Source organism: Cupriavidus basilensis (assembly GCF_000832305.1).
Lineage (GTDB): Bacteria > Pseudomonadota > Gammaproteobacteria > Burkholderiales > Burkholderiaceae > Cupriavidus > Cupriavidus basilensis_F.
On the sequence record NZ_CP010537.1, the window covers coordinates 359,559 to 385,612 of the forward strand.

Annotated in this window: 23 protein-coding genes; 12 read left to right on the forward strand and 11 right to left on the reverse strand. The window is 66.5% G+C overall.

The features are described from left to right. Positions 1 to 3 precede the first annotated feature (3 nt). From RR42_RS22390 to RR42_RS22410, 5 genes are all read right to left on the reverse strand, one after another. A complete protein-coding gene (locus tag RR42_RS22390; RefSeq protein ID WP_201777380.1) occupies positions 4 to 810 on the reverse strand; it encodes an SDR family NAD(P)-dependent oxidoreductase in 807 nt (268 codons plus the stop codon). Positions 811 to 1,032: 222 nt separating this feature from the next. Beyond that, the gene (locus RR42_RS22395) at positions 1,033 to 2,130 is read right to left on the reverse strand and encodes a substrate-binding domain-containing protein (protein ID WP_052494861.1); all 1,098 of its coding nucleotides are present in this window, start codon (positions 2,128 to 2,130) and stop codon (positions 1,033 to 1,035) included. Positions 2,131 to 2,242: 112 nt separating this feature from the next. Then, positions 2,243 to 2,863 carry a flavodoxin family protein gene (locus RR42_RS22400; protein WP_043353130.1) on the reverse strand — a complete coding sequence of 207 codons (621 nt, stop codon included), beginning with the start codon at positions 2,861 to 2,863 and terminating at the stop codon, positions 2,243 to 2,245. Between the two features lie 133 nt (positions 2,864 to 2,996). Beyond that, the gene (locus RR42_RS22405; RefSeq protein ID WP_052494862.1) at positions 2,997 to 3,413 is read right to left on the reverse strand and encodes a hypothetical protein; all 417 of its coding nucleotides are present in this window, start codon (positions 3,411 to 3,413) and stop codon (positions 2,997 to 2,999) included. 136 nt (positions 3,414 to 3,549) lie between these two features. Further along, on the reverse strand, positions 3,550 to 4,104 hold the full coding sequence (locus tag RR42_RS22410; protein ID WP_043353132.1) for an AAA family ATPase: 555 nt from the start codon (positions 4,102 to 4,104) through the stop codon (positions 3,550 to 3,552). A gap of 384 nt (positions 4,105 to 4,488) precedes the next feature. Here RR42_RS22410 and RR42_RS22415 point away from each other — a divergent pair, with 384 nt between their 5' ends. From RR42_RS22415 to RR42_RS22460, 10 genes are all read left to right on the forward strand, one after another. Further along, a complete protein-coding gene (locus RR42_RS22415; protein ID WP_043353133.1) occupies positions 4,489 to 5,325 on the forward strand; it encodes a hypothetical protein in 837 nt (278 codons plus the stop codon). Between the two features lie 141 nt (positions 5,326 to 5,466). Then, the gene (locus RR42_RS22420) at positions 5,467 to 7,890 is read left to right on the forward strand and encodes a penicillin-binding protein 1A (protein ID WP_043353135.1); all 2,424 of its coding nucleotides are present in this window, start codon (positions 5,467 to 5,469) and stop codon (positions 7,888 to 7,890) included. Between the two features lie 312 nt (positions 7,891 to 8,202). Then, positions 8,203 to 8,871: a CDP-alcohol phosphatidyltransferase family protein gene (locus tag RR42_RS22425; protein ID WP_043357629.1), complete on the forward strand. Its 669-nt coding sequence runs from the start codon at positions 8,203 to 8,205 to the stop codon at positions 8,869 to 8,871. 8 nt (positions 8,872 to 8,879) lie between these two features. Continuing rightward, complete coding sequence (locus RR42_RS22430; RefSeq protein ID WP_043353137.1) at positions 8,880 to 9,722, forward strand: 2OG-Fe(II) oxygenase; 843 nt, start codon at positions 8,880 to 8,882, stop codon at positions 9,720 to 9,722. Next, on the forward strand, positions 9,719 to 10,726 hold the full coding sequence (locus RR42_RS22435; RefSeq protein WP_043353139.1) for a flippase-like domain-containing protein: 1,008 nt from the start codon (positions 9,719 to 9,721) through the stop codon (positions 10,724 to 10,726). Before RR42_RS22430 ends, RR42_RS22435 begins: the two co-directional genes overlap by 4 nt. 32 nt (positions 10,727 to 10,758) lie before the next feature. After that, complete coding sequence (locus RR42_RS22440; protein ID WP_043353141.1) at positions 10,759 to 11,523, forward strand: NTP transferase domain-containing protein; 765 nt, start codon at positions 10,759 to 10,761, stop codon at positions 11,521 to 11,523. A gap of 53 nt (positions 11,524 to 11,576) precedes the next feature. Continuing rightward, on the forward strand, positions 11,577 to 13,226 hold the full coding sequence (gene aepX / locus RR42_RS41645; protein ID WP_419188928.1) for a phosphoenolpyruvate mutase: 1,650 nt from the start codon (positions 11,577 to 11,579) through the stop codon (positions 13,224 to 13,226). Further along, positions 13,223 to 14,404, forward strand: coding sequence for a phosphonopyruvate decarboxylase (aepY, locus tag RR42_RS22450; RefSeq protein WP_043353145.1), 1,182 nt, complete (start codon positions 13,223 to 13,225; stop codon positions 14,402 to 14,404). The genes aepX and aepY overlap by 4 nt, the downstream gene beginning before the upstream one ends. Beyond that, entirely contained in the window at positions 14,405 to 15,469 is a 1,065-nt protein-coding gene (locus RR42_RS22455) for a 2-aminoethylphosphonate aminotransferase (protein WP_043353147.1), read from the forward strand. 332 nt (positions 15,470 to 15,801) lie between these two features. Further along, complete coding sequence (locus tag RR42_RS22460) at positions 15,802 to 16,314, forward strand: ABC transporter substrate-binding protein (protein WP_330218544.1); 513 nt, start codon at positions 15,802 to 15,804, stop codon at positions 16,312 to 16,314. Here RR42_RS22460 and RR42_RS22465 read toward each other — a convergent pair. The 5 genes from RR42_RS22465 to RR42_RS22485 all read right to left on the reverse strand — a co-directional run bounded on the left by RR42_RS22465 (position 16,295) and on the right by RR42_RS22485 (position 23,035). Beyond that, complete coding sequence (locus tag RR42_RS22465; RefSeq protein ID WP_236702159.1) at positions 16,295 to 18,436, reverse strand: putative bifunctional diguanylate cyclase/phosphodiesterase; 2,142 nt, start codon at positions 18,434 to 18,436, stop codon at positions 16,295 to 16,297. The two genes, RR42_RS22460 and RR42_RS22465, sit on opposite strands and share 20 nt — an antisense overlap. Positions 18,437 to 18,609: 173 nt before the next feature. Further along, positions 18,610 to 19,935, reverse strand: coding sequence for an MFS transporter (locus tag RR42_RS22470; RefSeq protein WP_043353150.1), 1,326 nt, complete (start codon positions 19,933 to 19,935; stop codon positions 18,610 to 18,612). Between the two features lie 101 nt (positions 19,936 to 20,036). Further along, entirely contained in the window at positions 20,037 to 20,252 is a 216-nt protein-coding gene (locus tag RR42_RS22475; protein ID WP_043353152.1) for a DUF2783 domain-containing protein, read from the reverse strand. A 35-nt stretch (positions 20,253 to 20,287) separates the two neighbouring features. Next, on the reverse strand, positions 20,288 to 22,021 hold the full coding sequence (locus RR42_RS22480) for an FAD-dependent oxidoreductase (RefSeq protein ID WP_043353153.1): 1,734 nt from the start codon (positions 22,019 to 22,021) through the stop codon (positions 20,288 to 20,290). A 54-nt stretch (positions 22,022 to 22,075) separates the two neighbouring features. Then, positions 22,076 to 23,035 (reverse strand): MBL fold metallo-hydrolase, encoded by a 960-nt coding sequence (locus RR42_RS22485; RefSeq protein WP_043353155.1) that lies wholly within the window; start codon positions 23,033 to 23,035, stop codon positions 22,076 to 22,078. A 304-nt stretch (positions 23,036 to 23,339) separates the two neighbouring features. On the opposite strand from RR42_RS22485, the gene RR42_RS22490 reads away from it, so the two are divergent. Together RR42_RS22490 and RR42_RS22495 are read left to right on the forward strand one after the other, a co-directional pair. Next, positions 23,340 to 24,167 (forward strand): IclR family transcriptional regulator domain-containing protein, encoded by an 828-nt coding sequence (locus tag RR42_RS22490; RefSeq protein ID WP_043353157.1) that lies wholly within the window; start codon positions 23,340 to 23,342, stop codon positions 24,165 to 24,167. A gap of 11 nt (positions 24,168 to 24,178) precedes the next feature. Beyond that, on the forward strand, positions 24,179 to 25,042 hold the full coding sequence (locus RR42_RS22495) for an IclR family transcriptional regulator (RefSeq protein WP_144409921.1): 864 nt from the start codon (positions 24,179 to 24,181) through the stop codon (positions 25,040 to 25,042). Positions 25,043 to 25,049: 7 nt separating this feature from the next. On the opposite strand, the gene RR42_RS22500 is transcribed toward RR42_RS22495, so the two are convergent. Next, entirely contained in the window at positions 25,050 to 26,039 is a 990-nt protein-coding gene (locus tag RR42_RS22500) for a LysR family transcriptional regulator (RefSeq protein WP_043357635.1), read from the reverse strand. Between the last annotated feature and the right edge of the window lie 15 nt (positions 26,040 to 26,054).

The window sequence follows — 26,054 nt, forward strand, 5'->3', positions numbered from 1 at the left end:
TCGTCAAAGCCCCAGTCCGCCATCTACCACCATCTCCAGCCCCGTCACATAACGCGACTCATCGGAGGCAAGGAACAACGCCGCGTAGGCGATATCCCACGGCGTGCCTTGCCGGCCCATGGGGCAGCGGCTGTTGCGAAACTCGCGCGCGGCCTGCACGGCGGCTTCGTCGCCATCGGTCAGGTGGGCCGCATGGGGCGTATCGATCAGGCCGGGCAGGATCACATTGCAGCGCACCTGGTCCGCGGCGTAGCGGCGCGCGAGGATCCGCGTCATGTGGTTGAGCGCGGCCTTCGATGCGTTGTAGGAGAGAAAGGGCATCGGGCCCCATTTGCGGCTGGCGATCGACGAGATGTTGATGATCGAGCCGCCGCCCTGCGCGATCATGTGCGGCATTGCCTTCTGGCAGGCGAGCATGGCGCCTTTGAGGTTGATGTCGAACACGCGGTCCCAGGATTGCTCCGTGATGTCCTCGAGCTCGCCGATCTCCTCGATGCCCACGTTGTTGTGCAGCACGTCGATGCGGCCATAGCGCTCGCGGCAGGCCTCCACCATGGCTGCCAGCCGCGCGCCGTCGCGCACGTCGGCCTCGAAGGCGCTGGCGCTTCCGCCCGCATCCTCGATCTGGCTCGCGGTCCTGCGGGCCAGCGCCAGGTCGCGGTCCACGCACAGCACCCGCGCGCCTTCGCGGGCGTAGACGATGGCGGCGGCTGCGCCGTTGCTGGTGTCGGCGCCGATCGATCCCGCGCCTACGACGATGGCTGCCTTGCCGGCAAGCCGGCTCACTCCTTTGCGATTGCTGTCCGGCATGCTGTGGCTGTCTCCGTGGTGATCTTTGGATGATCTTTACGTGATTGTTTGCATGATCCCCACTACCAGGGATGGAAAAAATATAGCACGAAATTGAAACGTTTCATATAAAGGGTAAACGACTGCCTGCAAGGGCTTGAGACAGGGTAAGGGCATGCCGGAATGGCGGCATCGCGCCGCCCGGCGGGGGCTTGCGTGATGGGTCCGGGGAAAGTGGTAGTCCTAGCTGGCGAGGCGCTTCGCCCGGCCTCGCGCCGGTTTTTTGCCTGCCCCCGTGTGGACGGCGGCGCAGGACTCGCGCAGGATCAGCTCGCAGGTCAGCATCAGGTGCCCGGTTGCGTCAGGGCTGCCTTGCGGATCGATGCCGGGCTCCATCTCGGCAAGGAGCAGGCGGGCGGCATGGCGCCCCAGGACCTGCAGGTTCCAGGTGAGCGTGGTCAGCTCGGGCGTATGCACCTGGGCCAGTTCGGTATCGCCCACGCACACCACGGACAGGTCGCCCGGAATGTCCCTGCCGGTCTGGCGTGCTGCCTTGAGCGCGCCGGCGAGCAGGGTCGTGCCCAGCCCAAAGATGGCGGTCGGCGGCGCGGCCTGTTGGAATAACGCCAGGCATTGCGAAAAGGCGACGTCCATCGAGCTGGTGTCGATGCGCACAAGCTCCAGCGCATCGCCGATGCCGCGCGCGGCGGCAGCCGTCTCGAAGGCCTGCCAGCGCTCGCGCGCGGGGCGCAGGTGCGAGCTGGGGAAGAGCAGGGCAATGCGGCGGTGGCCAAGATCGAGCAGATAGTTGGCGGTCTTCAGCGCGCCGCTGAAGTGGTCCACCTTGACGCTGGGCCGATCCGGCGCGATATCGCGGTCCAGGATCACCAGCGGCACATCCACCTGCGCGATCCGCTGCTGCAGCTTTCCGGAGCTCTCGGAGCCGGGCGCGAACAGCACGCCGTCAACGCCGACACGGGTCACGTCCAGCAGCAGCTCGCATTCGCGTTCGGTGTCGTTATGGGTGTCGACCAGCAGCAAGGTGTAGCCGGCCTCGCGCAGCACATGTTCGGCCGCGCGCACGATCACGCCGTAGAAGCGGTTGGTGATGTCCGGCACCAGGCAGGCCACCAGGCGCGAGCGCCGCGAGCGCAGGCTGCGGGCCGCGGCGTTGGCGACATAGCCGATCTTGCGCGCCACCTCGAACACGTGGGCGACGGTCTCGGCGGACGGGCCGTCTCGCTCCGCCATCACGTTGGAGGCGGTGCCGACCGAAACGCCCGCTTGCTCGGCCAGGTCCTTCAGGGTCGGCTTGCGCTGCGCTGCGGCTTTTTTCTGCATGGCACTCCACGGATATCGTCGTTTGCTGTGGCGTGCAGTGTAGCACGCTATGAAACGTTTCAATCACGTGAAGCGCATTGGCACGCGTAGGTGTGTATTGGGGCGCAAGCCCTCAGGCTGCCTTCTTCAGCGACGCCAATGCCGCGCGGCCGGCGGCCAGTTGCCGGGCCACTTCCGCCACGCGCGCACCCAGATGCTCGGCCGTGCGCAGGTCTGCCGGCGGCGGCACCACGTCAGCGCTTTCGTCTGCATTCGACTGCGCTGCCGCACCCAGGAAGAAGCCATGTCGATTGAGCGAATCCTCGGTCGATTTCGAGTTGTTGTGGCCCGGGGGCAGGCCAAGGTTGATCCAGTGCATGCCGTGTTGCGCGGAGAAGATCGCGATCTGCTGCAGCGTGGCAAGCTTGTCGCCCGAACGCGAGGCCGAATTGGTGAAGCCAGCCGCCACCTTGTTGGCCCATTTGCCGCCTTTGGCGAAAACGGTGCGCGAGGTGGCGTCCATAAAGCCTTTGAACTGCGCCGACGCGCTGCCCATGTAGGTGGGCGCGCCGAAGATGATGCCCTCCACGTTTTCAAGTGTGTCCCAGTGCTGGTCGATGTCGTCGACGCTGATCAGCAGGCTTTCCACGCCATCGACGCTGGCGGCGCCGCGTGCAACGGCCTGTGCCTGCCTGGCGGTGTGGCCGTAGCCGCTGTGGTAGACGATAGCGATTTGGGTAGCGTTGGGGTTCATGATGCGGTGCCTCGATAAAGTTGGAAATATTTGAATTTGGCTCGCATCGCGTGGATCACTGGATCTGCTCGATTGCTGGGCCGGTGAGGCAAGTCTAGGCGCCGGCCGATCGCGTTGGCGACTGAAATCTCAATTATTCATTGAAATATTTTGAATTATCAGGCGAGGCCGGGGATTCTGTGCGCCTGGCATTTCGTGCCCACCGTGCCAGGCGCCGATGACGGTGGCGAAACAGCCATTTCACGACGGCTGCCATCGCGCTGCCACCACCGGGCAGCCAGGCTGGGGGTCCGCGCAAGGAAAAGACGAGCCGGTCGTGCACCTCGCAGCCGCCAGGGGTGTCTCGAACCGTTCGTTCGTGCACCCAGCTGCGCATGCTCAGCATCCGCGACGTTTCCTTGAAGCGGTAGCCCGGCCCCACCTCCGCCAGCATGATGTCGTCCGCGTCTACGGGAAACATGCCGAGCGCCAGCAGCCAGCTGCGGCCAAGCCGCTCGCCGAGCGGCAGCTCGCCGATCGCCTTGCCGCGCATGGCGGGCGGCGCCGCCATGCCTGGCTGGCGCTGACCGGCAGGGTGGATGCAAGCTCGAACATCAGGGACATGGCGGCTTTCGATTAGTGGGTGAACGTGTTCGCCATGATAGCGAGCCGAGCCATGCGGTCCGCCGCCTTCCCCGCTTTGCCTGTCAGGTCGCCGCCGCGCCGGCCTCGGATGGCACATGCCGGATCACGTTGAAACCCTCGTGCGCCGACGGAGCCACGAAGTAACGCGTGATGGCATCGAACTGCGCATCGGTCGTCTCGAACGGATGCGTGCCGCTGGCGTTGCGCGTGCGCAGGCGGGCCTTGCACACGGCGTCAGGCACATCGAGGTAGTGGAGTTGATGCGCCACGCCCGACTGCTCGAAGATGGCCCTGGCCCAGCTTCGCGTGGCCGGCGTGTTGGCAGGGAAATCAAGCACCACCGACATGCCCGCCAGCAGCAGCGCGTCGATGTGGCTGGCCATGGCGTCACGCAATCTTGCGGCGCAGCGGGCATAGTCGGCGACTTCCCGGATCTCGCCGGGATACAAGCGTGACAGCCAGTCGTCCTCGCTGATCCGCACGGTGGCTGGCCGGGCAGCGAGCTGCCTGGCCAGTGTCGATTTGCCGGAGCCGATCTTGCCGCAGACCATATAGAGGACCGCGGGCGCTGCTGCTTGTGGTGCTTGTGCTGCTGCTGCGGGGCGGGTTGGCTGCATCTTCAGGCTCCTTGGTGTTTGCAGGCCCCAAGGCGGCGGGCACAAAAAACCCGCCTCGTTGGGCGGGTCGCTGTGTGTGCTCAGTCCACGTGCGCTAACCCACCATCCCTGGGATGGTGCGAATAATCGACGGGTTTTGCGCGCGGGTCATGGCGCAGATGCTAGCGGATTGCCCGCATGCCCGCAATCGATGCGCCGCTTCGCCCTGATCGCTACACCTGTCTTTCTGACGCTCGCCGCCGACAATGCCTGCGCGCTCGATGCCCCGCAGCTGCTCGCCAAGCTCACGCCAAGCATCTATGCCGTGCGGGCAACGGGCGCCAACAACGCGCCGCTGGCGTCGGGCTCCGCCGTGGTGGTTGGCCCGGGGCAACTGGTCACGGCTTGCCACGTGCTGGCAGGCGCGCGGGCCTGGACGGCAAGCTGGACCGCATCGAGCTCACGCTTGATTTGCCGGCGGCCGCCAGCGGTGGCGGCCTGTTCGATGAGACGGGCCGGCTCGTGGGCATCCTGTCGGCACGGCGCGCGCCCGGCGAAAAGCTCAAGGCGTTGCCCGCAAGCTGGATCGCTCAGATCAAGGAGCGCGGCGCGGCGGCGATGGCCAGCTATCGCTCGTCTGCGCCAGCGGCTGCGGCGCCTGTGGTGGACGAGGCCGGCGCTGCCCCGGCTGGCGGCGAGTCGCCCCGCGTTGGCGAGGTCTGGCGCTATGAACTGATCGACAAGCTGACGCGCAAGCGGCGCGATGTGGTCTACCGGGTCGACCGCGTCGAAGGGGAGCGCATCACGTTCAACCAGGGCGCCCGCGTCGAGGCCCTGGACGGCCGCGTCGAGCGGATCAGCACCCCCAGCGGCGGCGAGTTCGATGGCGCATCGCCGCCGCGCGGCTGGGTGCCGGTAGACGTCAAGCCGGGTGCCCGATGGAAATACAGTTACAAGCAGGCCGGCACCGACATGCGTATGGAACTCACCGGCGAGGTGACCGGGGAGTCCGCCATCACGGTGCCTGCCGGCAGCTTCGGCGTCTTGCGCCTGGCCTGCAAGGGCTATGTGGCGCGGCCGTTCTACGGCTTCTCGTATGGCGCACCATCCTCCGTGCCTTACACGGCGGTGGCGTGGTATGCCCCGGAGCTCAGGCGCGTGGTGCGCTTCGATGCCAGCTACGCGTCCAAGTACGAGCGTCTGGACGAAAGCCTGGTGCTTGCGGAGCACCGCTTCGACTGAAGTGCTGAAGTGCTGAAGTGGCCCCGATCCGGCCTTGATTCCCAGGCGCGCGACGAGATGCCGGGGTGCCGCAAGCGATTTTGGTAGGATGCAGGCCTTTCTTCGTGCCGGAATGTGACTCCGCCCCATGCTGCTTGCTTCATGAATCTGGCCCAGATCAAATCCCTGGCCGCCGAGCGGCTTGCCCGCCTGCGGCGCCCCACGCGCCGCGGCGTGGCCAAGGCAGTGGCCGCCGTGCCGGTGCTGTTCCTGCTCTATGTGCTGGTGCTGATTCCCTTCACCCCGGGCATCAGCGACATCCGCAAGGCCAAGTCCGACCAGCCCGCGCAGATCCTGTCGGCCGACGGCAAGCCGCTGGCCGTGTTCAAGTGGGCTAACCGCGAATGGGTCCGCCTGGCCGATATCTCGCCCAACGTGACGACCGCGCTGATCGCCACGGAGGATCACCGCTTTTACCAGCACTTCGGCCTGGACTGGCGCCGCATGGGCTCGGCCGCGCTGCATACCTTCTCCGGCGACCGGCAAGGTGGCTCCACCATCACGCAGCAGCTGGCCCGCAATCTCTATCCCGACGAGATCGGCCGCGCGCCGACGCTCACGCGCAAGCTCAAGGAAGCCATCACGGCGCTGAAGATCGAGGCGCTTTACACCAAGGACGAGATTCTCGAGACCTATCTCAACACCGTGCCGTTCCTGTACAACGCCTACGGCATCGAGATGGCGGCGCGCACCTACTTCGATAAATCCGCCGACCGGCTCGACGTGCTGGAAAGCGCCACGCTGATCGGCATGCTCAAGGGCAACAGCTACTACAACCCGGTCATCAATCCCGAGCGCGCCGTGCAGCGGCGCAATACCGTGCTGGCGCAGATGGTCAAGTACCAGAAGCTGGAGCCGGCGAAGTACGAGTTGCTGAAAAAGCGCCCGCTGCGCATCGACTTCGAGCGGCAGACCGAGCCGCCCGGCCCGGCGCCGCACTTTGCCCAGCAGCTGCGCAAATGGCTGATCACCTGGGCGGACCGCAACGACTACAACATCTACACCGACGGGCTGGTGGTGCGCACCACCATCGATTCGCGCCTGCAGGCGCTGGCCAACCAGGCGGTGGCGCGCCAGGGCAACCAGCTGCAAGGGATTGCCGATGCCGCGTGGGCGCCGCGCTCCGGCTGGGCGGCCAACAAAGACCTGGTGCAGGCCTTTGTGCGCGAGACCCCGGCGTACCGCGCGGCGAGGGAGTCCGGGCAGACACCCGAGGCGGCCATGAAGCAGCTGCTGGCGGACACCGCCTTCATGCAGGCGCTGCGCCAGTCCAAGACCCGCATCCAGGCAGGCTTCGTCGCGCTGGACCCGCGCACCGGCGAAATCAAGGCATGGGTAGGCAGCCGCGACTTCACCCTGGATGCCTTCGACCACGTCCAGCAGGCGCAGCGCCAGCCAGGTTCCACGTTCAAGCCGTTCGTCTATGGCGCTGCGTTCGAGCAAGGCGCCAAGCCCGACGACACCTTCGTCGACCAGGCCGTGGAAATCCCGCTCGCCGGCGGCGAGGTCTGGCGGCCCTCCGACGATGGCCCCCCGAGCGGGCGCGCCATGAGCCTGCGCGATGGCCTGGTGTATTCCAAGAACACCATCACCGCGCAACTGATGCAGAGCGTTGGCCCGGCCAAGGTGGCCAAGCTGGCGCGCGCCATGGGCGTGCGGCAAAGCCGGCTCGATCCCGTGCCCTCGCTGGCGCTGGGCACCAGCCCGGTCACCTTGAAGGAAATGGTCAGCGCCTACGGCACCATCGCCAATCAGGGCGCCTACCTGGAGCCGGTGATGGTATCGCGCATCGAAGACCGCAAGGGCGAGGTGCTGGAGACGTTCCGTCCCGCGTCACCCGAGCAGGCGCTGCCGGTTGCCACCGTGCAGACCCTGCTCGACGTGATGCGCGGCGTGATCGATCGCGGCACCGGCGCGAGCATTCGCACGCGCTTCGGCATTCGCGCGGATGTCGCCGGCAAGACCGGCACCACGCAGGACAACGCCGATGGCTGGTTCATCCTGATGCATCCGCAACTGGTAGCCGGCGCCTGGGTCGGGTTCAACGACAGCCGGGTGACGCTGCGCAGCGACTACTGGGGCCAGGGCGCGCACAGCGCGCTGCCGATGGTGGGTGACTTTTTCCAGCGTTCGCTCCGGTCCCGCATGATCGATGCGAACGTCCGCTTCGTGGAGCAGAAGGAGACCGGCCTCTTTGAAGCCTTGGGCTGGACGATACGCGGCTGGTACCAGCGGTGGTTCGGGTCGGCGGCCAAGCCGGAAGCCCCGCCCGCGCCCAAGCGGGCCGCTCGCCCGGCGCCGCCGGATACGGCGGCATTGGAGCCGGAAGCCAGCGTGGCGGCATCGGTGGCGTCGGCGCCGCCTGCGTTGCCCGCGTTGCCGGGCGCGAGCAGCCCGGCCGTTGAGCAAGGCGGCGCCGATGCGGCACCGGCCGGAGCGCCGGCCAGCGCGCCGCCAGCCATGGCGGCGCCATCGTTCACGCAAGACGATGCCCGAGCACGGGCCAGCGAAAGCAGCCAGCCTTGAAGCCTGGCTTGGCCGGGCCCGGCGCGGCGCTGAGCGCCGCAACCCCGGGCTCCCTTGCGCCAGGTTCAGCCTGCCGGCATGCGGAAGGTAAAGCGCGTCCGCGCTGGCGTGGAGGCGACTTCCAGGTTGGCGCCGTTCACGCGCGCTTACCGTTGCGGGTCACATCGCTTAACATAGCGGTTTGACTGGCGTATGCCCCCAAAAGCGGCCCGGCCGGCCTTTCGGCGTTGCGTGCGCACAATGCAAGGTGCGCAATCCGGCGCTAGTATGCGAGCCGTGCGGCAGCTTTCCTGCCGGTGGACCTTTTTCCTGATGAACAAAAATCCAAAGAATTCTCGTGGCGAGCCTCCCGCTCCGCGTACCTGGGACGCCCGTCTGGCGCGCGCGCTTGTCCGCCCGCTCAAGGACTCCTGGATCACGCCGAACCACTTGACCACCCTGCGGCTCGCGATCGGCCTTGCCGGGGTAGCGTGCCTGATGCAAGGCGGTTTCGCGTGGACCAACTACGGCGCGCTCCTGATCGTGGTGTCCAACTTCGTTGACCACACTGACGGAGAATTGGCAAGAATTAGCGGTAAATCGAGCAAGATAGGCCATTTTTATGACCTGGCGAGCGATGCGCTGATTACCGTCCTGCTCTTCGTGGGCATGGGCGCAGCCATTTCCGGGCAGGCCGCGGCAGACACGATGTCGCCCGTCCTGCAAGGCGCGCTCGCGGGCGTGGCGGTGGCGCTGATCTTCTTCCTGCGCATGCGGATCGAGTCGCGTGTGGGGAAAAGCGGGACGAAGCAAGCCTCTGCCGGCGGTTTCGAGACCGAAGACGTGCTTTACCTGCTTCCCCTGGTGACGTTGACCAGCGGCATCGCGCCGTTCCTGATGGCAGCGTCGATCGGCGCTCCCCTGTTCGCGGCCTGGGTCATCATCGATTACTGGCGTGTGATGCGGCGTCCCCTGCCAGCCACGGCTTCGACGGAGATCTGAGAAACCCGATGAGCGAGCAAGCCAACGACATCACGCTGGACGACCCGTCCCCCGCTTCGGTTCCCTCCCGCCAAAGGCCGGCTGCGGAACCTGCCGCCGGCGCCATGCTGCCCAACCCCGATGCCTGCGTGGCCGAGCGCACCGCGCGGCTCGACAGCAAGCAGCTGCGCGCCGATTTCGTGCGCCAGGACGCTTTCCTGCACCTGGAGGATTTCCTGGCGCCTGAAGTCACCGCGCAACTGGTGGCCAGCGCCCGCGCGCTGGTGCCGCAGATCAACCGCAACTACCTGCCCGGCCACAAGCAGGGCGGCAGCGTCAGCCGGCACACCATCGACGAGCTAGCGCCGTTCATCGCCGAGCTGTACCGGTCGAAGGCGCTGATCGGCTGGCTGGAGCAGATGTGCGGCGAGAAGCTGCTGGTCTCCCCCGATTCCGATCCCCATGCCTACGCGCTGTATTACTACACGCGCCAGGGTGACCACATTGGCTGGCACTACGACACCTCTTATTACGACGGCCGCCGCTACACGCTGCTGCTGGGCGTGATCGAGGAATCGTCATGCCGCCTGGACTACGAACTGCACACGCGCAACGCGCAAGTGCCCGATGAGCCCGGCTCGGTGCAGACCACGCCCGGCGGGCTGGTGTTCTTCGATGGCGACAAGCTGCGTCATCGCATCACGCCGGCCGGCGCCAACGAAATGCGCGTGTCGCTGACGTTCGAGTACGTGACCGATCCGGGCATGCGCCCGTGGCTGCGCTTCATCTCCAATATGAAGGACGCGGTCGCCTATTTCGGCTTCCGGCAAGTGTTCAAGAGACTGGTACCGGGCCAGAAGCCCCGCTCATGACCCGTGCTGCCATGCTTTTCCTGTCAATCGGCGCGGCGCTCTTTGTCGCGCTGCTCGCCTGGCAGGGATTCGGCTCCGTCGCGTCGACGTTCATGTCGGCAGGCTGGGGCCTGGTGCTGGTCGCCGCGTTCCACCTGCTGCCGCTGGTGCTGGACGCCGGCGCCATCTACGTGTTGTTCGACCGCAGGGCCGGCCACGGCACCCTGCGCGACGCGCTGCTGGCGCGCTGGGCCGGCGAGTCCGTCAACAGCCTGCTGCCGGCGGGGCAGATCGGCGGCCCGGTCCTGATGGTGCGCTACCTGGCGCAGCGCGGCACGCGCATGCGCGACGCCGCCGCGGCCATCACGGTGAGCACCACCATGCAGGCGCTGGCGCAGATGGTGTTCGCCTTTATCGGCCTGGCGCTGTTTGGCCTGTATGGCGGGCACGATGCGCTTGCCGACCTGCGCACGCCGGCCCTGGTCGTCACCGCCGTGCTTGCGCTATGCATAGCGGGTTTCTACGTGGTGCAAAAGCGCGGCCTGTTCGGCCGGGTGCTGCGCCTGCTGTCGAAGGTATTCGGCAAGCGCGACTGGTCGGGGTTGACCATGCGCGCCGATGCCGTGGACGCGGCCGTGCAAGGCATGTACCGCGACCGCCGCAAGGTGGCGTCCACCTTCGCGCTGAGCCTGGTGGGCTGGCTGGTCGGCACGGGCGAGGTCTGGCTGGCCCTGCATTTCCTCGGGCATCCCGTCAGCTGGCTCGACGCCTTGCTGCTGGAGAGCGTGGGGCAGGCGATCCGTGGCGCGGCGTTTGCCATTCCCGGCTCGCTGGGCGCGCAGGAAGGCGGCTACCTGCTGCTGGCGCCCATCGTCGGCCTGCCGCCCGAAGCGGCGCTGGCGCTGTCCCTGGCAAAGCGCGCCCGCGAGATCGGGCTCGGCGCGCCCGGGCTGCTGTATTTACATTTGAGTGAACGAAAATTCCAACGGCGGCGTGCAGCAGGTGTGCAGCAGGCCGCCGATTGATCGATGGCAATTTGCATGGGTGCGGAGAACGAATGCGAGCAATCATCCTTGCCGCGGGCCTAGGCCTGCGACTTCAGCAACAACCCGGGGAGCAATTCCCCAAATGCCTGCTGCGTTTTGAGGGCATCACCCTGCTGGAGCGGCATCTGCGCATGCTCGACGCGGCCGGGGTGGACGAGATCGTGCTGGCGCTGGGCTTCCAGCCGGAACACGTCGAGGCCGAGCTGGTACGGCTGGGGCGCGACCCCTATCCGGAGATCGTGCTGAACCCGCGTTACGACCTGGGCAGCGTGCTGACCGTGCACACAGTGGCCGATGCGCTCACGCGCGGCGGCGACGTGCTGCTGATGGATGCGGACGTGCTCTACGACGAGCGCATCCTCGGCGCGCTGGTGGCGGGCACCACCACCAATCGCCTCTTGATCGACCGCGATTTCGAAGCCGGCGACGAACCCGTCAAGCTGTGCCTGAAGGACGGCGTGCCGGTGGAGCTGCGCAAGCAGCTCGCGGTTGGTCTGGAGTACGACACCATTGGCGAGTCGGTCGGTTTCTTCCGCTTTCAGGAGCAAACCGCGCGCCGCATGGCGCAGATCGTCCAGGGCTATGTCGACAGCGGCCGCTCGAACATGCCGCACGAAGAAGCGGTGCGCGACCTGCTGCTCGAAGGCGGCCACGTATTCGATGTCGCCGATGTGAGCGGCGCACCGTGGATCGAGATCGATTTCCCGAACGACGTGGCGCGCGCGCGCGACGAAGTCCTGCCTGAACTTCAGCCGATTGTGGGAGTAGCACAGTGAACGCGATTGACCCGATTTTTTCGACCGCTTCGCGCAGCGCCCGGCTGCGCCAGATGATTGTCGGCAACGAGCTGGAATTCATGATGGAAGCCCACAACGGGCTGTCCGCGCGCATCGTGCGCGAGGCCGGTTTCAAGGCCATCTGGGCTTCGGGCCTGGCGATCTCCGCCCAGTACGGCGTGCGCGACAACAACGAAGCGAGCTGGACCCAGGTGGTCGATACGCTGGAGTTCATGGCCGACGCCAGCGACCTGCCGATCCTGCTGGACGGCGACACCGGCTACGGCAACTTCAACAATGTGCGCCGCCTGGTGCGCAAGCTCGAGCAGCGCGGTATTGCCGGTGTGTGCATCGAGGACAAGCAGTTTCCCAAGACCAACAGCTTCATCGACGGCGAGCGCCAGCCGCTGGCCGAGATCGATGAGTTCTGCGGCAAGATCAAGGCCGGCAAGGATTCGCAGTCGGACGACAACTTCTCCATCGTCGCCCGCGTGGAAGCCTTGATCGCAGGCTGGGGCATGGACGAAGCCCTGCGCCGCGCCGAGGCCTATCGCCAGGCCGGCGCCGATGCCATCCTGATCCACAGCAAGCTGTCGCGCCCGGACGAGATCCTGCAGTTCGCGCGCGAGTGGGCCGGCCGGGGCCCGCTGGTGATCGTGCCGACCAAGTACTACAGCACCCCGACCGAAGCCTTCCGCAAGGCCGGCATCAGCGTGGTGATCTGGGCCAACCACCTGATCCGCGTGGCGGCATCCTCGATGCAGGCCGTGGCCAAGGAGATTCACGACAGCGAGACGCTGGTCAATGTGGAAGACCGCATCGCCACCGTCAACGAGATCTTCCGCCTGCAGGACGCCGACGAGTACTCGACCGCCGAGAAGATCTACCTGTCCGGCTCGCAAGCGCCGGGCGCGGCGGTGGTGCTGGCGGCCGGCCGCGGCACCGGCCTGGAGCCCCTCACCGAGGACCGTCCCAAGGTCATGCTGCCCGTGGCCGGCAAGCCGCTGCTGCGCTGGCTGGTGGACGCGTTCAAGAAGCAGTCGATCAACGACATCACCGTGGTGGGCGGCTACCAGGCCAAGGCCATCGACACGGCCGGCATCAAGCTGGTGGTCAACGAGCAGTACGCCCAGACCGGCGAGCTGGCCTCGCTGGCGTGTGCCGTTGACGGATTGCAGACGGATACCGTGATCGCCTACGGCGACCTGCTGTTTCGCAGCTATATCCTGCGCGACCTGCTCGAGAGCGACGCGCCGTTCAGCGTAGTGGTGGACTCGTCGCTGACCACGGAGTCGAACCAGAGCGTGCGCGACTTCGCCTATTGCTCCGCGCCCGACGACCGCGACCTGTTCGGCCAGAAGATCCTGCTGCGCCATGTGTCGAGCAAGGGCCAGGAGCCGGGCGCAGGTCAGGCCCAGGCACCGCACGGCCGCTGGATCGGCCTGCTGAACGTGCGCGGCGAGGGCCGCGTGCGCCTGCAGAAGCTGGTTGCCGAACTGCGCAAGCGCGACGACTTCAACACGCTGGACATGCCCGCGCTGCTTAACGCGCTGGTCGAAGCCGGTGAACAGATCGAAGTGAAGTATGTGCACGGCCACTGGCGCGGCGTGAACGACCTCGACGACTTCCGCCGCGCGGGCGATTTCGCGCATACGCAGACACCGTTTGCGGTCGGCGGCACGGACGCAGAGGAAGCCCGATGATCGAAGCGGCACAGTTTGTCGAGGCCGCACGTGCGCGCGGCTTCGACTGGTATGCCGGGGTGCCCTGCTCGTATCTCACGCCGTTCATCAACTACGTGATGCAGGATCCATCGCTGCACTACGTGTCGGCGGCGAACGAAGGCGATGCGGTGGCGCTGATCGCCGGCGTGACGCTGGGCGCGCAGGGCGGGCGCCGTGGCGTCACCATGATGCAGAACTCCGGCCTGGGCAATGCGGTCAGCCCGCTGACCTCGCTCACGTGGACGTTTCGCCTGCCGCAGTTGCTGATCGTGACCTGGCGCGGGCAGCCGGGCGTGGCTGACGAACCGCAGCACGCGCTGATGGGCCCGGTCACCCCGACGATGCTCGATACCATGGAGATCCCGTGGGAAACCTTCCCGACCGACCCGGCCGAGGTTGGCCCGGCGCTGGATCGCGCGGTGGCGCATATGGATGCCACCGGCCGTCCGTACGCGCTGGTGATGCAAAAGGGCAGCGTCGCGCCGTATGCGCTCAAGCAGCAGGAGCAGCCCGCGCTGCGCCCCAAGTGCACGCCGCAGTCGGAGGCGCGGGGCGCTTCGCGCGATGGCCTGCCTACGCGCCGCGACGCGCTGCAACGCGTGATCGCGCATACGCCAACGGACAAGACCGTGGTGCTGGCATCGACCGGATTCTGCGGGCGTGAGCTTTACGCGCTCGACGACCGTGCCAACCAGCTCTACATGGTGGGTTCGATGGGCTGCCTCACGCCGTTCGCGCTAGGCCTTGCGCTCGCGCGTCCGGACCTCAACGTGGTCGCCGTGGACGGCGACGGCGCGGCGCTCATGCGCATGGGCGTGTTCGCCACGCTCGGCGCCTATGGCCCGGGCAACCTCACGCATGTGCTGCTCGACAACGGCGCCCATGACTCCACCGGCGGACAGGCGACCGTGTCGCACCATGTCTCGTTTGCCGGCGTGGCGTCCGCCTGCGGCTACGCGTCGGCGGCCGAGGGCGACCAGCTCGACCTGCTCGACCAGACGCTCACGGCTGCGCCAGCGAGCGCCGCCGGCCCGCGTTTTGTCGCGCTGACGATCAGCGCAGGCACGCCGGACGGCCTGCCGCGCCCGACCATCACCCCGGTCGATGTGAAGACGCGCCTGGCGCGACACATCGGTGCCGACCAAGGAGGGAAGTAAATGCTGCTACTCAATCCGGGCCCCGTTACCCTGTCAGAACGTGTCCGCCAAAGCTTGCTGCAGCCCGACCTGTGCCACCGCGAAAGCGAGTTCTTTGACCTGCAGGACGAAGCCCGTGCACGCCTGCTGGACATCTACGAGCTGGATCCCGCCGAGTGGGCCGCGGTCCTGATGACCGGCTCCGGCACGGCGGCGGTGGAGAGCATGATCGCCGCGCTGGTGCCCGAGCAAGGCAAGCTGCTGATCGTCCAGAACGGCGTGTACGGCGAGCGCATCACGCAGATCGCCACGCAGTACCGCATCGCCCATGAGGTCGTTGCGCACGACTGGATGCAGGCGCCTGACCTTGCCCGCATTGCCGCCGCGCTCGACGCGGACCGCGCGATCACGCACGTGGCGGTGATCCATCATGAAACCACCACAGGCCGCCTGAATGACCTCCAGGCGCTGGACGCACTGTGCCGCGTGCGGGATGTACGCTTGCTGGTGGATGGCGTGAGCAGCTTCGGCGCCGAGGCGATCGATTTCGGCGGCAGCATTGCCGCGGTGGCGGCCACGGCCAACAAGTGCTTGCACGGCGTGCCGGGCGCATCGTTCGTCATTGTGCGGCGCAGCGCGCTGGAGCAAGCCGCCAGCCGGACGTACTACCTGGATCTCGGGCGGCTCGCGCGCTTGCAGGACCAGCGCAATACACCGTTTACGCCGTCGGTACATGCCTATTACGCGCTGGTGGAAGCGCTGCGCGAACTGGAGGACGAGGGTGGCTGGCGCGCCCGCCATGCGCGCTATGCGGCCCTTGCGGAACGCGCGCGCGCCGGGCTCGAGGCCTTGGGCATGCCGGCCCTGTGGCCGTCGGAACAGTCCTCGGTGGTGCTGCGGGCCTACCGCTTGCCGGCCCGCTTGTCGTATCCCCAGCTGCACGACGGCCTGAAGGAACGCGGCTTTGTCATCTATGCGGGGCAGGGCGGACTATCGGCCGAGTTGTTCCGCATTTCCACCATGGGCAATATCCAGCTGGATGACATCGAGCGCTTGCTGCAGGGTTTCAAGGCGCTGACGCAGTAATTGCCTGTTGGCCGGTGCGTGGTACGCGCCGGCCACTGTCGTTTCCGTCATTTTATTTTTGGCGGCAAAGCACTAGCATTAGGCAAGAGATGCGGGTACCCCGGGCCCCCGGGGCGAGCGCATCTTGTTCGTGGAGGATCATTGCGATGCCTCGCCCTTTCCGCTTTCGCTTTCGCCTTCGCTTTGCCACTGCGGGATGCAATGCCGCCGTGCTCGCGGTTTGCGCCGGCTTTATCTTTGTCCTTGGTGCATCCTTGCCCATCACCGCGCCGGCCGCGACACCTGGCGAGAGCCCTGCAGCCGCAGGCGTTGACCGCTCCTCGCCGGACCGCATGGTCCGCGCCGCCGTCGAAGGCGTGCTCACCACCATTCAAGCCAACGCCGACACCCGTAACGGCGATCTGGACAAGATCACGGCCGTGGTGCGCCGGCAGTTCCTGCCTTACACCGATTTTCAGCGCACTACCCGGCTTGCGGTCGGCAGCGCCTGGCGCGGTGCCACGCCTGAGCAGCAGAGGCAGCTTTACGAGCAGTTCCAGACGCTGCTGGTGCGCAGCTACGCCTTATCCCTTTCACAAGTGCGCGAGCAGACGCTGAAGTTTCGCTACAAGGCGCCGCGGACCGCGGGAAAGGATGTAGTGGTGGAGACCAGCGTGATCAATAACGGGGATGAGGTGCGGATCGATTATCGGCTGCAGCGGGGCGCGGCGGGGTGGTCGATTTACGATATCAATATGAGCGGGGCTTGGCTGATTGAGATTTATCGCAAGCAGTTTGCGGATATTGTGGCTAAGGGGGGGATTGATGGGTTGGTCAAATATCTGGCTAGTCATAATGCGGCGTGAGGTACCCCGCGTCATAGCATGACCCGATGGTGCCTTCCTCAACCGGCTCTGATAGCAGATTATCGTTGGACAGCGATTCAATCAGGTTTTCCGCGGACATCGGTCGTCCCAGCAGGAATCCTTGCAGCGAGTTGCATCCCAGCCGCGTCAGGAACTCCTGCTGCTTCGCCGTTTCGACCCCTTCTGCGACGATATTCAAATTCAGCGTGCGCCCCAGCGCCACAATGGCCGAGACAATCGCCGCATCCTCGGTATCGCGTGACAGATCCCGGATGAACCCGCGATCGATCTTCAGCTCGCTCGCAGGCAGCCGCTTGAGGTACAGCAGGCTCGAGTAGCCGGTACCGAAGTCGTCGATCGAGATGCGCACGCCCATGTCGTGGAGCTGCTGCAGGATCTGCAGGCTGGCATCCGCGTCGCGCATCGCCGTGGATTCGGTGACCTCCAGCGTCAGGCAGCATGGCTCCAGCGCATGCCGGGCCAGGGTGTCGCGCACGGTCGCGATCAGGCTGGCGTGCCGGAACTGCAGTGCCGAGAGGTTGACCGCCATGGTCCACTCGGGGCGGCCCTCGTCGCGCCACGCTCGCATCTGCCGGCAGGCTTCGTCCAGGATCCAGTCCCCGAACGGCACGATCAGGCCGGTTTTCTCCGCGAGGGGAATGAACTGGTCCGGGGCGATCAGGCCGCGCGTGGGATGCATCCAGCGCACCAGGGCTTCCACGCCGACTATCGGGCCGTTGGGGGCGGTGAGCTTGGGCTGGTACTGCAGGGTCAGCTCACGGCGTTCCAGCGCCATGCGCATGTCCTGCACCAGCTGAAGCTGCTCGTGCACGTTGGCGTTCATCGATGCTTCGAAGAAGCAGATGGTGTTGCGGCCCAGCGCTTTGGCGTGATACATCGCCGCGTCGGCGTTGGTCAGCAAGTCGTGCTGGAGTTCGCCATCGCCAGGGTACATGGCAATGCCGATGCTGGTGGACACGCGCAACTCGCGGCCGGCTACCTGGAAGGGCTCGCGCATGGCGCTCAGCACCTTCTCGGCAAGGGTGGCGGCATCCGCCGGCTCGCTGACGCTGGCCAGCAGCACGAACTCGTCGCCGCCCAGCCGTGCGATGGTGTCTTGCGAGTGGACATTGGCGCCGATGCGCCGCGCGACTGCCACCAGCAACTGATCGCCAATGGGATGGCCGTAGGCGTCGTTGACCGCCTTGAAGCCGTCCAGGTCCATGAACATCAGGGCGAAGCGGCTCTTCTCCCGCGTGGCGCCCTGGATCGCCTGCTCGAGCCGGTCTTCCAGCAGTACCCGGTTGGGAAGCTTGGTGAGGTTGTCGTGCAGCGCCAGGTAGGTCAGTTCCTGGTTGGCTTCGGCGAGCGAGATGGCCAGCATGGAGGTGCGGGCTTCCAGGCGCACATCGAGCACCGAGGTGATCAAGGCAATGGCCAGCACGGCCAGCGTGACGACGATGATCACCACGGCCAGCCAGCCGGTGTCCATGCCGTCGCGCGCCGCGCCGCAGACGGCGCCGATCGGAAATTGCGCGGCCGCCATGCCCGTGTAGTGCATCCCGGCGATGGCAAGGCCCATCACCACCGAGGCGCCCGCCCGCAAGGGCCGCACCCAGACAGACTCGCGCCGCAGGTTGAACGCAATCCACAGCGCCGTGCCCGACGCCAGGACCGCAATGACCACGGACAGGACGAACAACGATGGGATGTAGTAGATACCCGGGACCATGCGCAGTGCAGCCATGCCCGTGTAGTGCATGCCGGCAACGCCGCTGCCGATCAACAAGGCGCCGCCAGCCAGGCGCCGCCACGGCAAGGTTTCCCGGCCCACCAGCCAGAGCGCGAGCGCGGATGACGCGATGGCGATCAGCAACGAGGCCACGGTGATGGGCAGGTCGTAGCCCAGCGGAATCGGCAGGTGGAACGCCAGCATGGCGATGAAGTGCATCGACCAGATGCCGATGCCCATGGCGCAGGCACCACCCGCCAGCCACCAGTGGGCCGCGCGTCCTTGCGCGGTGGCAATGCGCCCGGCCATGTCCAGGGCGGTGTAGGAGGCCAGCATCGCCACAAGCAGTGAGAACAGCACAAGCAAACTGTTGTAGCTACCGGCGTGCATGGAAGACCTTTCTGGATGTTGACTTGGACCTGCCTGGAGGCCACCCGGCGCGCGCGCCAAGCGAGCGCGCCAAGCAAGGCGCCAGTGCGCCCCTCATATCGACAAGAGGGCGGGCAAGTTTAGTCGAAACCCCAGAAAGATGGGAGCCCGGGGGGGCCAGCCGGCCCCCGGGGTTAGCGCCGTGGCTCGGCCTTCGGCACGCCCGCCCACATGGCGACGCCGCTGGCCAGCAGCAACCCTGCGAGCAGGTACAGTGCGTTGTCCATGCTGCCTGTGTGCGTCTTGATCTGCCCGATCACCCACGGGCTGACGATGCCGCTGGTAATGCCGATGCTGCTGATAAAGGCAATGCCGGTGGCGGCGGTGTGGGCTGGCAGGTGGCTTGGCGGCAAGGACCAGAAGATCGGCAGCGCGGCGAAGATCAGCACGCACGCGGCGGACAGCAGCGCGAGCATCGCCGCGAAGCTGGGCAGGTGCAGGGTCAGCAGCGCGAGCGCCAGCGCGCCGCCTACCGTGCAGGCTACGAAATGGCGATGCCGCTCGCCGCGCCGGTCGGAGTGGCGGGCAATCAGGATCAGGCCGACGGCGCCGACGGCGTTCGGGATGACGGAGTAAAGACTGATGGACATCACATCGGTGATGCCGAAGTCTCGGATCATCAGGGGCATCCAGAAGCTCAGCGTCAGCGAGCCGCAGGTCAGTGCGAAGTAAATAAAGGCAAAGAGGTAGATGCGCGGGTTGCGCAACGCCTCGATGAGCGCGCCAAACGAGTGCGCGCGCGTGGCCTGTCCGGCCGGCCCGTTATGCGCGGCGAGCAATGCCTTCTCCGTGGGGGTGAGCCAGCTCGCCTGCTGCGGGCCATCGACCAGGAACACCGCGGCGACGAGCCCGAGCAAGATGGCGGGCGCACCTTCGATGGCAAACATCCACTTCCAGCCATAGAGCCCGAGCACGCCGGCCATGTCGCGCATGATCCAGCCCGACACCAGCCCGCCCAGCACGCCGGCCACGGCAACACCCGCGAAGAAAATGGCCATCACGGCAGCGCGCCGCCGCGCCGGGAACCAGTACGTCAGGTAGAGCACGATGCCGGGGAAGAAGCCGGCTTCGAACACGCCCAGCAGGAAGCGCAGCGTGTAGAAGTGCGTGGGTGTCGACACCCACATCATGCCGACCGATGCCAGGCCCCACAGCAGCATGATGCGGGTGAAGGTGCGGCGGGCGCCAAAGCGGGCCAGCAGCATGTTGCTGGGTACCTCGCACAGCACGTAGCCCACATAGAACACGGCGGCGCCCAGCCCGTACATCGCATCGCTGAAGCCCAGGTCCTGCTTCATCTGCAGCTGGGCAAAGCCGATATTGATCCGGTCGAGGAAGGAGATAACGTAGCAGACAAAGAGGAAAGGGATGATGCGCAGCCAGATCTTGCGATAGAGCGCGTCTTCGTCGCAGGCAGCACGAGCCGGGGGCGCAATGGCCCCTGCAGAGGAAAAGGTCATGGATTGTCTCCGGGAACGCGGGCCCGGCCGGGCCCTGGATGCCGACGTCTGGTGCGTATTGGCAATGAGTGGAAGCGGGCAGCGGGCAGCGCCCGTTGCGATCAGGCTTGCGCGCCGATCTCCGGCGCCGCGCCCTGCCGCGCGAGCTCCATGGCGGCGGCGAGCGTGTCGTGGTTGCCGATATGATTTGCGAGCAACAGGATCAATTGCGCATTGGCCGCCTGGCTCTGGCCGTCGTCGAGATCGCGGTGCATGTCGATCAGGGCTTCGTAGAAGTCGTCGGCGCGCGCCAGGTTGGGTTGGGTGTTGAGTGCCATTGCTGTCTCTCTGACTCGGAATGTCGCGGCGGGATTCATGCCGCTACCGGAGCGGCCGCTTGCGCTGCCGGTGCGCTGGTCTGCGTGCCTGGCAAGTTGCCGGTCGCGCGTGACATGGCCTGCTGGACGGCGGCGATGTCGACCTGCCGCCAGCGCGCGCAGACATGCTGGTCGGGGCGGATCAGGTACAGGGTGCCGGGCCGCGCGTCGTAGCGCTGCGCCGCAAGTCCCTCGGCGTCGTGCAACACCGCAATGCCGGGCGATGCGGCGGGCATGGCATCCGCGCTGACCACCACCAGCCTGAGCGGCAGCGTGCCTTGCTGGAGCCGTTGCAGGGCGGCCAGGCTGTCGGCGTCGGGTGTGCCGAACAGCAGCGCGGTGAATTGCCCGCCTAGTTGCGGCAGCAGCCATCCCTGGCCTTGCGCGCCGCGGACCGGCGCATCCACGCAGGCCGTGCCCGGCTCCATGGCGGCGGCAAAGTCGTCGGTGTCAGGCGTGTTGAGCGTCGAGTCGCGCAGCACCGATGGCAATGACAACCGCCCGCTATTCACCAGCTGCCGGGCGAACGCATGCTTCTTCGACAGTGCCAGCACGGCATCGCGGAACACCTTGCTGACCGCACTCTTCGGTGTGATGAAATCCGTCGAGCGCGTCGAGTTGCGGATGTTCTCGTCGGCAGCGTATTCGCGCTCGCTTGCATAGGTGTCGAGCAGGCTGTCCGGCGCGCGGCCCTGGATCACGTACGCCAGCTTCCACGCAAGGTTCTCCGCGTCCTGCACGCCGCTGTTGGCGCCGCGCGCACCGAACGGCGAGACGCCATGCGCGGAGTCGCCGGCAAACAGCACATGGCCATGGCGGAAGCTGTCCATGCGCAGGCAGGAGAAGGTATAGACGCTGACCCATTCCAGCTCGAACTTCGCGTTCGGCCCGAGCAGCGCCTGCACGCGCGGAATCACGCGCTCCGGCGTTTTTTCCAGCACGGGATCGGCGTCCCAGCCGAGCTGGAAATCGATGCGCCAGACATTGTCGGGCTGGCGGTGCAGCAGCACCGACTGGTTCGGATGGAAAGGCGGGTCGAACCAGAACCAGCGCTCCGTGGGGAATTCGGCTTCCATCTTCACGTCAGCGATCAGGAAGCGATCCTTGAATGTGCGGCCCTTGCTGTCCAGGCCCAGCAGGTTGCGCAGCGGGCTGCGCGAGCCATCGGCCGCCACCACGTAGCGGCCGGTGAGCGCATAGGGGCCGTCCGGCGTGTCGACGCTCAGCACCACGGCCGCGTCCGGCGTGCCGGCGTGACGCTGTTCGATGCCCGTCACCTTGTGCTTCCAGCGGATCTCCAGGTTCGGCAACTGGCGCGCGCGGTCGAGCAGGAAGCCTTCGACGTAATACTGCTGCAGGTTGATGAAGGCCGGCCGTTGATGGCCGGCCTCCGGCAGCAGGTCGAAGGTGTAGACCTGCTCGTCGCGCACGAAGACCTTGCCGACGTGCCAGCGCACGCCCTTGTCCACCATGGGTTCGCCGCAGCCTAGCCGGTCGAAGACATCCAGCGTGCGCTTGGCAAAGCAGATCGCGCGGGATCCGCTCGACAGCGTGCAGTCATCGTCCACCAGCACAACCGGCACGCCGTGCTGGGCCAGGTCGATCGCGGTGGCCAGGCCGACGGGCCCGGCGCCGACGACGATCACGGGGTGCGGCTTGCCTGCGTGCGCCTGCCTTTGCTCGCGGCAGGGCTGGTACTCAAATGACTGGTTCTGGTAATCGTTGCTCATGTTTGTGTCTCCATCCACTCTGTACGGCCATTCCATCTATGCGGCGATTGGCCTTCAGTTTTGCAGCGCGGCCCACATTTCCTTGTCGCGCTGTGCGGTCCAGATGCGCGGATGCTGGATGCCGCTGGCCTCATCGAAGGCGCGCGACACGTCGAACGGCAGGCAGTGCTCATAGATGAAGACGTGGCCGAATTTCGGGTCCATCGATTTGCGCGTATGGGCCATCGCGCTCTTCAGGTCCAGGCGGTCCACCACGGCTTCCTTGCCCGCCTGGAACAGCGTGGTGACGAAATCCTTGGTGTACTCGATGCCCTTCTTGACCTCTTGCGGATTGGTCAGGGCCGGGCCGCGGCCGGGGACGAGCTTCTCGGCGCCCAGGGCCTGCAAGGCGTCGAGCGTGGCGGGCCATTGCGCGAGTTGCGCGTCGCCGCAGTAGCAGGCCGCGTCGTACTCCACCAGGTCGCCGGAGAACAGCACCTTCTGCGACGGCAGCCAGACCACGGTATCGCCCTTGGTGTGGCCCGAGCCCAGATGGGCGATGCGCACTTCCAGCTTGCCGAGGTACAGGGTGATTTCTTTCTCGAACACCAGCGTCGGCCAGGTCAGGCCCGGCACGGTTTCCACGCCGGCGAACAGGCGCGGGAAGCGTTCGATCTCCGACTTCATGTCGGCCTCGCCGCGCTCCACGATCATCTCGTAGGTGCCGCGGCTGGCGATGATCTGCTGCGCGCCTTCGGCGAAATAGGCCGAAGCACCCAGCACGCGCACCGCGTGGTAGTGCGATAGCACGACGTACTTGATGGGCTTGTCCGTCACCGCGCGGATCCTGGCGATCAGGTCTTGCGCCATGGCGGGCGTGGCGGTGGTGTCGACGATCAGCACGCCGTCGTCGCCAATGATCACGCCGGAGTTGGGGTCGCCCTCGGCGGTGTACGCGTATGCGTTCTCGGAGAGCTGGGTGAAGGTGACTTTCTTGGCTTCCAGGTCGGCCTGGGATGCGAATGCCTTGCTCATGCTTGCCTCATCTCTTTTGTCTTGCGTGGGGAAAAGACGAGACAGCAGGCGCCGGAGCGGATCACTGCATGGCGGGGGACTGTCTCGCCCCGTATTCACTCTATAGCTGCACCGGTATCGGGGTAAGGCCATCTTAGGAATCGCAGTGAAATTAGTCAATAACAAATCATATTGTTTTTGACTAACTAACGTGGCGAGGCGGATAAGGCACAAGCAAGACGCGGAAATCCAGGGGGAAACCCTCGGTCTTGCCGGGTGGATGGCGTCGGGTCGATTACTATCTGGGTTTTCAAGCGGGGGCCGAATGCCACGACCAGCACGATCAGCGCGATCCGAGGACCACATGGCGGACGCCGGCGGCGAGGAGAAGGCGCAGCGCGGCATCCAGAGCGTGGAAGTCGCCGGCCGCTTCCTGCGCGCGCTGGCCGACGTCCGTGCGCCGATGGCCCTGGCCGATCTTGCGGCCAGCGTGCAGATTGCGCCCGCGCAAGCACACACTTACCTGGTCAGCCTGGTGCGGCTTGGCCTGATCAAGCGCGACCACCTGTCCGGGCGCTACGAGCCAGGCCCGCTGGCGCTGCAGCTCGGCATGCTGTATCTGGATCACGATCCGGCCTACCGGGCGGCGGTGCCGCTGGTGGCCGCGCTGGCTGGCTCGTGCGGGTTCAGCGTGGCGATCTGCGCCGCCGGCCCGCAGGGCCCCACCATCGTGCGCTATGCGCACGCGGGCTCGCCCTTGCACGTGAACCTGCACGTTGGCACGGTGATGTCGCTGTCGGCAACGGCGACCGGCCGCGTGTTCTGCGCGTTTCTTCCGCCCGGCCAGTGGCAGGCGATCTGGGCGCAACAGCACGCGGGCGACACGCCCGCCGTGGACGCCACCGCGTTCGCTGCGGATCTCGCCGCCATCCGCGAGCGTGGCATCGAGCGCAGCATCGACGCGCCGAGCCCTGCCGTCAGCAGCCTGTGCGTGCCGGTGCTGGACGCCAGCGGGCGGCTGCGCCTGGCGCTGACCGTGGTGGGATCGACCGGCGCCATCGATGTGGGCTGGCGTGGCCCCGTGGCGGTCGCATTGCTAGACACCGCCGCCGCCATCCGTGACGCGATCGCCGCCACTACCGAAGCCGAATGACACCCGCCCCCATGCCAATCGACGACATCCTGGGCCAAGCCGCCAAGCCGCAACGCGGCATCCAGTCGCTGGACAACACCGGCCAGTTGCTTGCCGCGCTGGTCGCGGCCGGGCGGCCGCTGCCCTTGCGCGACCTTGCGCGCGCGGCCGGCATGCCGCCCGCCAAAGCATTCCCGCATCTGGTCAGCCTGCAGAAGATCGGCTTGCTGGCGCGCGACGCGGCGGGCAATTTCCTGTCCGGCCCGCTGGGCCTCGAACTCGGGCTGATCGCCTTGCAGCGGCTCTCGCCAACCCGCGAGGCCGAGCCGGAAGTCATCGAGCTGGCTGGCGCGACCAGCCTGAGCGTGGCAATGGCAGTGCTTGGCCCGCTGGGGCCGACCGTGGTCCGCCTGGAGGAAGCCGCGCGGCCGCAGCACGTCAGCCTGCGGGTCGGCACCGTGCTGTCGCTGGTCAATACGGCGATCGGCCGGCTGTTCGCGGCGCACCTGCCGGAGCCTGTGCTGATCGGCCTGCTTGGCCAGGATGCGCTGCGGCTCGCAGGTGTACCGAAATCGGAAGTCGTCGAAGCGCACAGCGGCGCGGGCGAAGCGCTTGCGCCAGCGTACGCGGCCCGGCTGGCGCAAATCCGCGCGCAGCGGATCGACAATGCGCTGAGCCGGCCCGTGCCCGGCATCGACACACTTGCGGCGGCCGTGTTCGACCACACCGGCAGCATTGCGCTCGTCATCGCCCTGATTGGCACATCGGGCAGCTTCGACAGCAATACGGACAGCGCGACGGCCGGGACGCTGTTGCAGGCGGCGCGGCGGTTGTCGTGGCGGTTTGGCGCGATGGAGCCGATGGAGCCGATAGAGGCAGCCGCGGGGAACGGATAGCCGCCGCTTACTTTCCCTTTGCCGCTCGCCGGGGCCGCCTGGGTTGCGGCGCAGGCACCGCCGCCTCATCCTCGCCATCGTAGACCCGTGGATAGTGTTCGAAGGTCCGTTTCACCAGCTCGCGCAGCCAGATGATTGCCGGGTCATGGTGGAAACGCGGATGCCAATGCTGCTTGATGGCGAATTCCGGCAGCGCCACCGGCGGCTGCATCACGCGCACCGTGCCGTAGCGGGCAAAGACGTTGGCGAGCTCCAGCGGTACCGTGGCGATCAGGTCCGGCTGCTGCTCCATCAGCAACGGCACTACCAGGAAGTGCGGCGTCGAGAGGTAGATATTGCGCTGGATGCCATGGTCGTCAAACGCGCTGTCGTACGCCGCGCTGGCGCGCCCGGACAGCGTGACCACGATCTGCGGCATGCGCTGGAACTGCTCGAGCGTCAGGGCATCGCCAACCTCCTGGTTGCGCGCGCTCACGATGGTCACGAACGAGTGCATGAACAAGCGCTGCTGGAACAAGCCTTCCGGCGCGGCGCGAATCGATCCCAGTGCCAGGTCGGCCTCGCCCGTGCCGAGCATGCCCTCGATCTGCTGTAGTGGAACCTGCAACGTGCGCAGCTTGCAGTGCGGCGCCTCGCGGCGCAGCCTGCTGATCAGCGGCGGCAGGAAGACCAGTTCGCCCATGTCGGTCATGCACAGGTTGAACGTGCGCCGTGCCGCTAGCGGATCGAAGCGGGATTGCGACAGGACTTGCTGCCGCACAGTGGCCATTACGCCGACAATGGCCTCGGTCAGTTCCTCCGCCTTGTGCGTGGGCGTCATGCCTGCTGGTGTCTTGACGAACAACTGGTCATCGAAGAAGGCGCGCAGCCGGTTCAGTGCGTGGCTCATTGCGCTTTGCGTCAGGCCCAGCTCTTGCGCGGCCTTGGTCACGCTGCGCTCCCGCAGCATCGCATCGAACACCGCAAGGAGGTTGAGGTCCAGCTCATCTGCATGCATGGCGTACATTCTCGC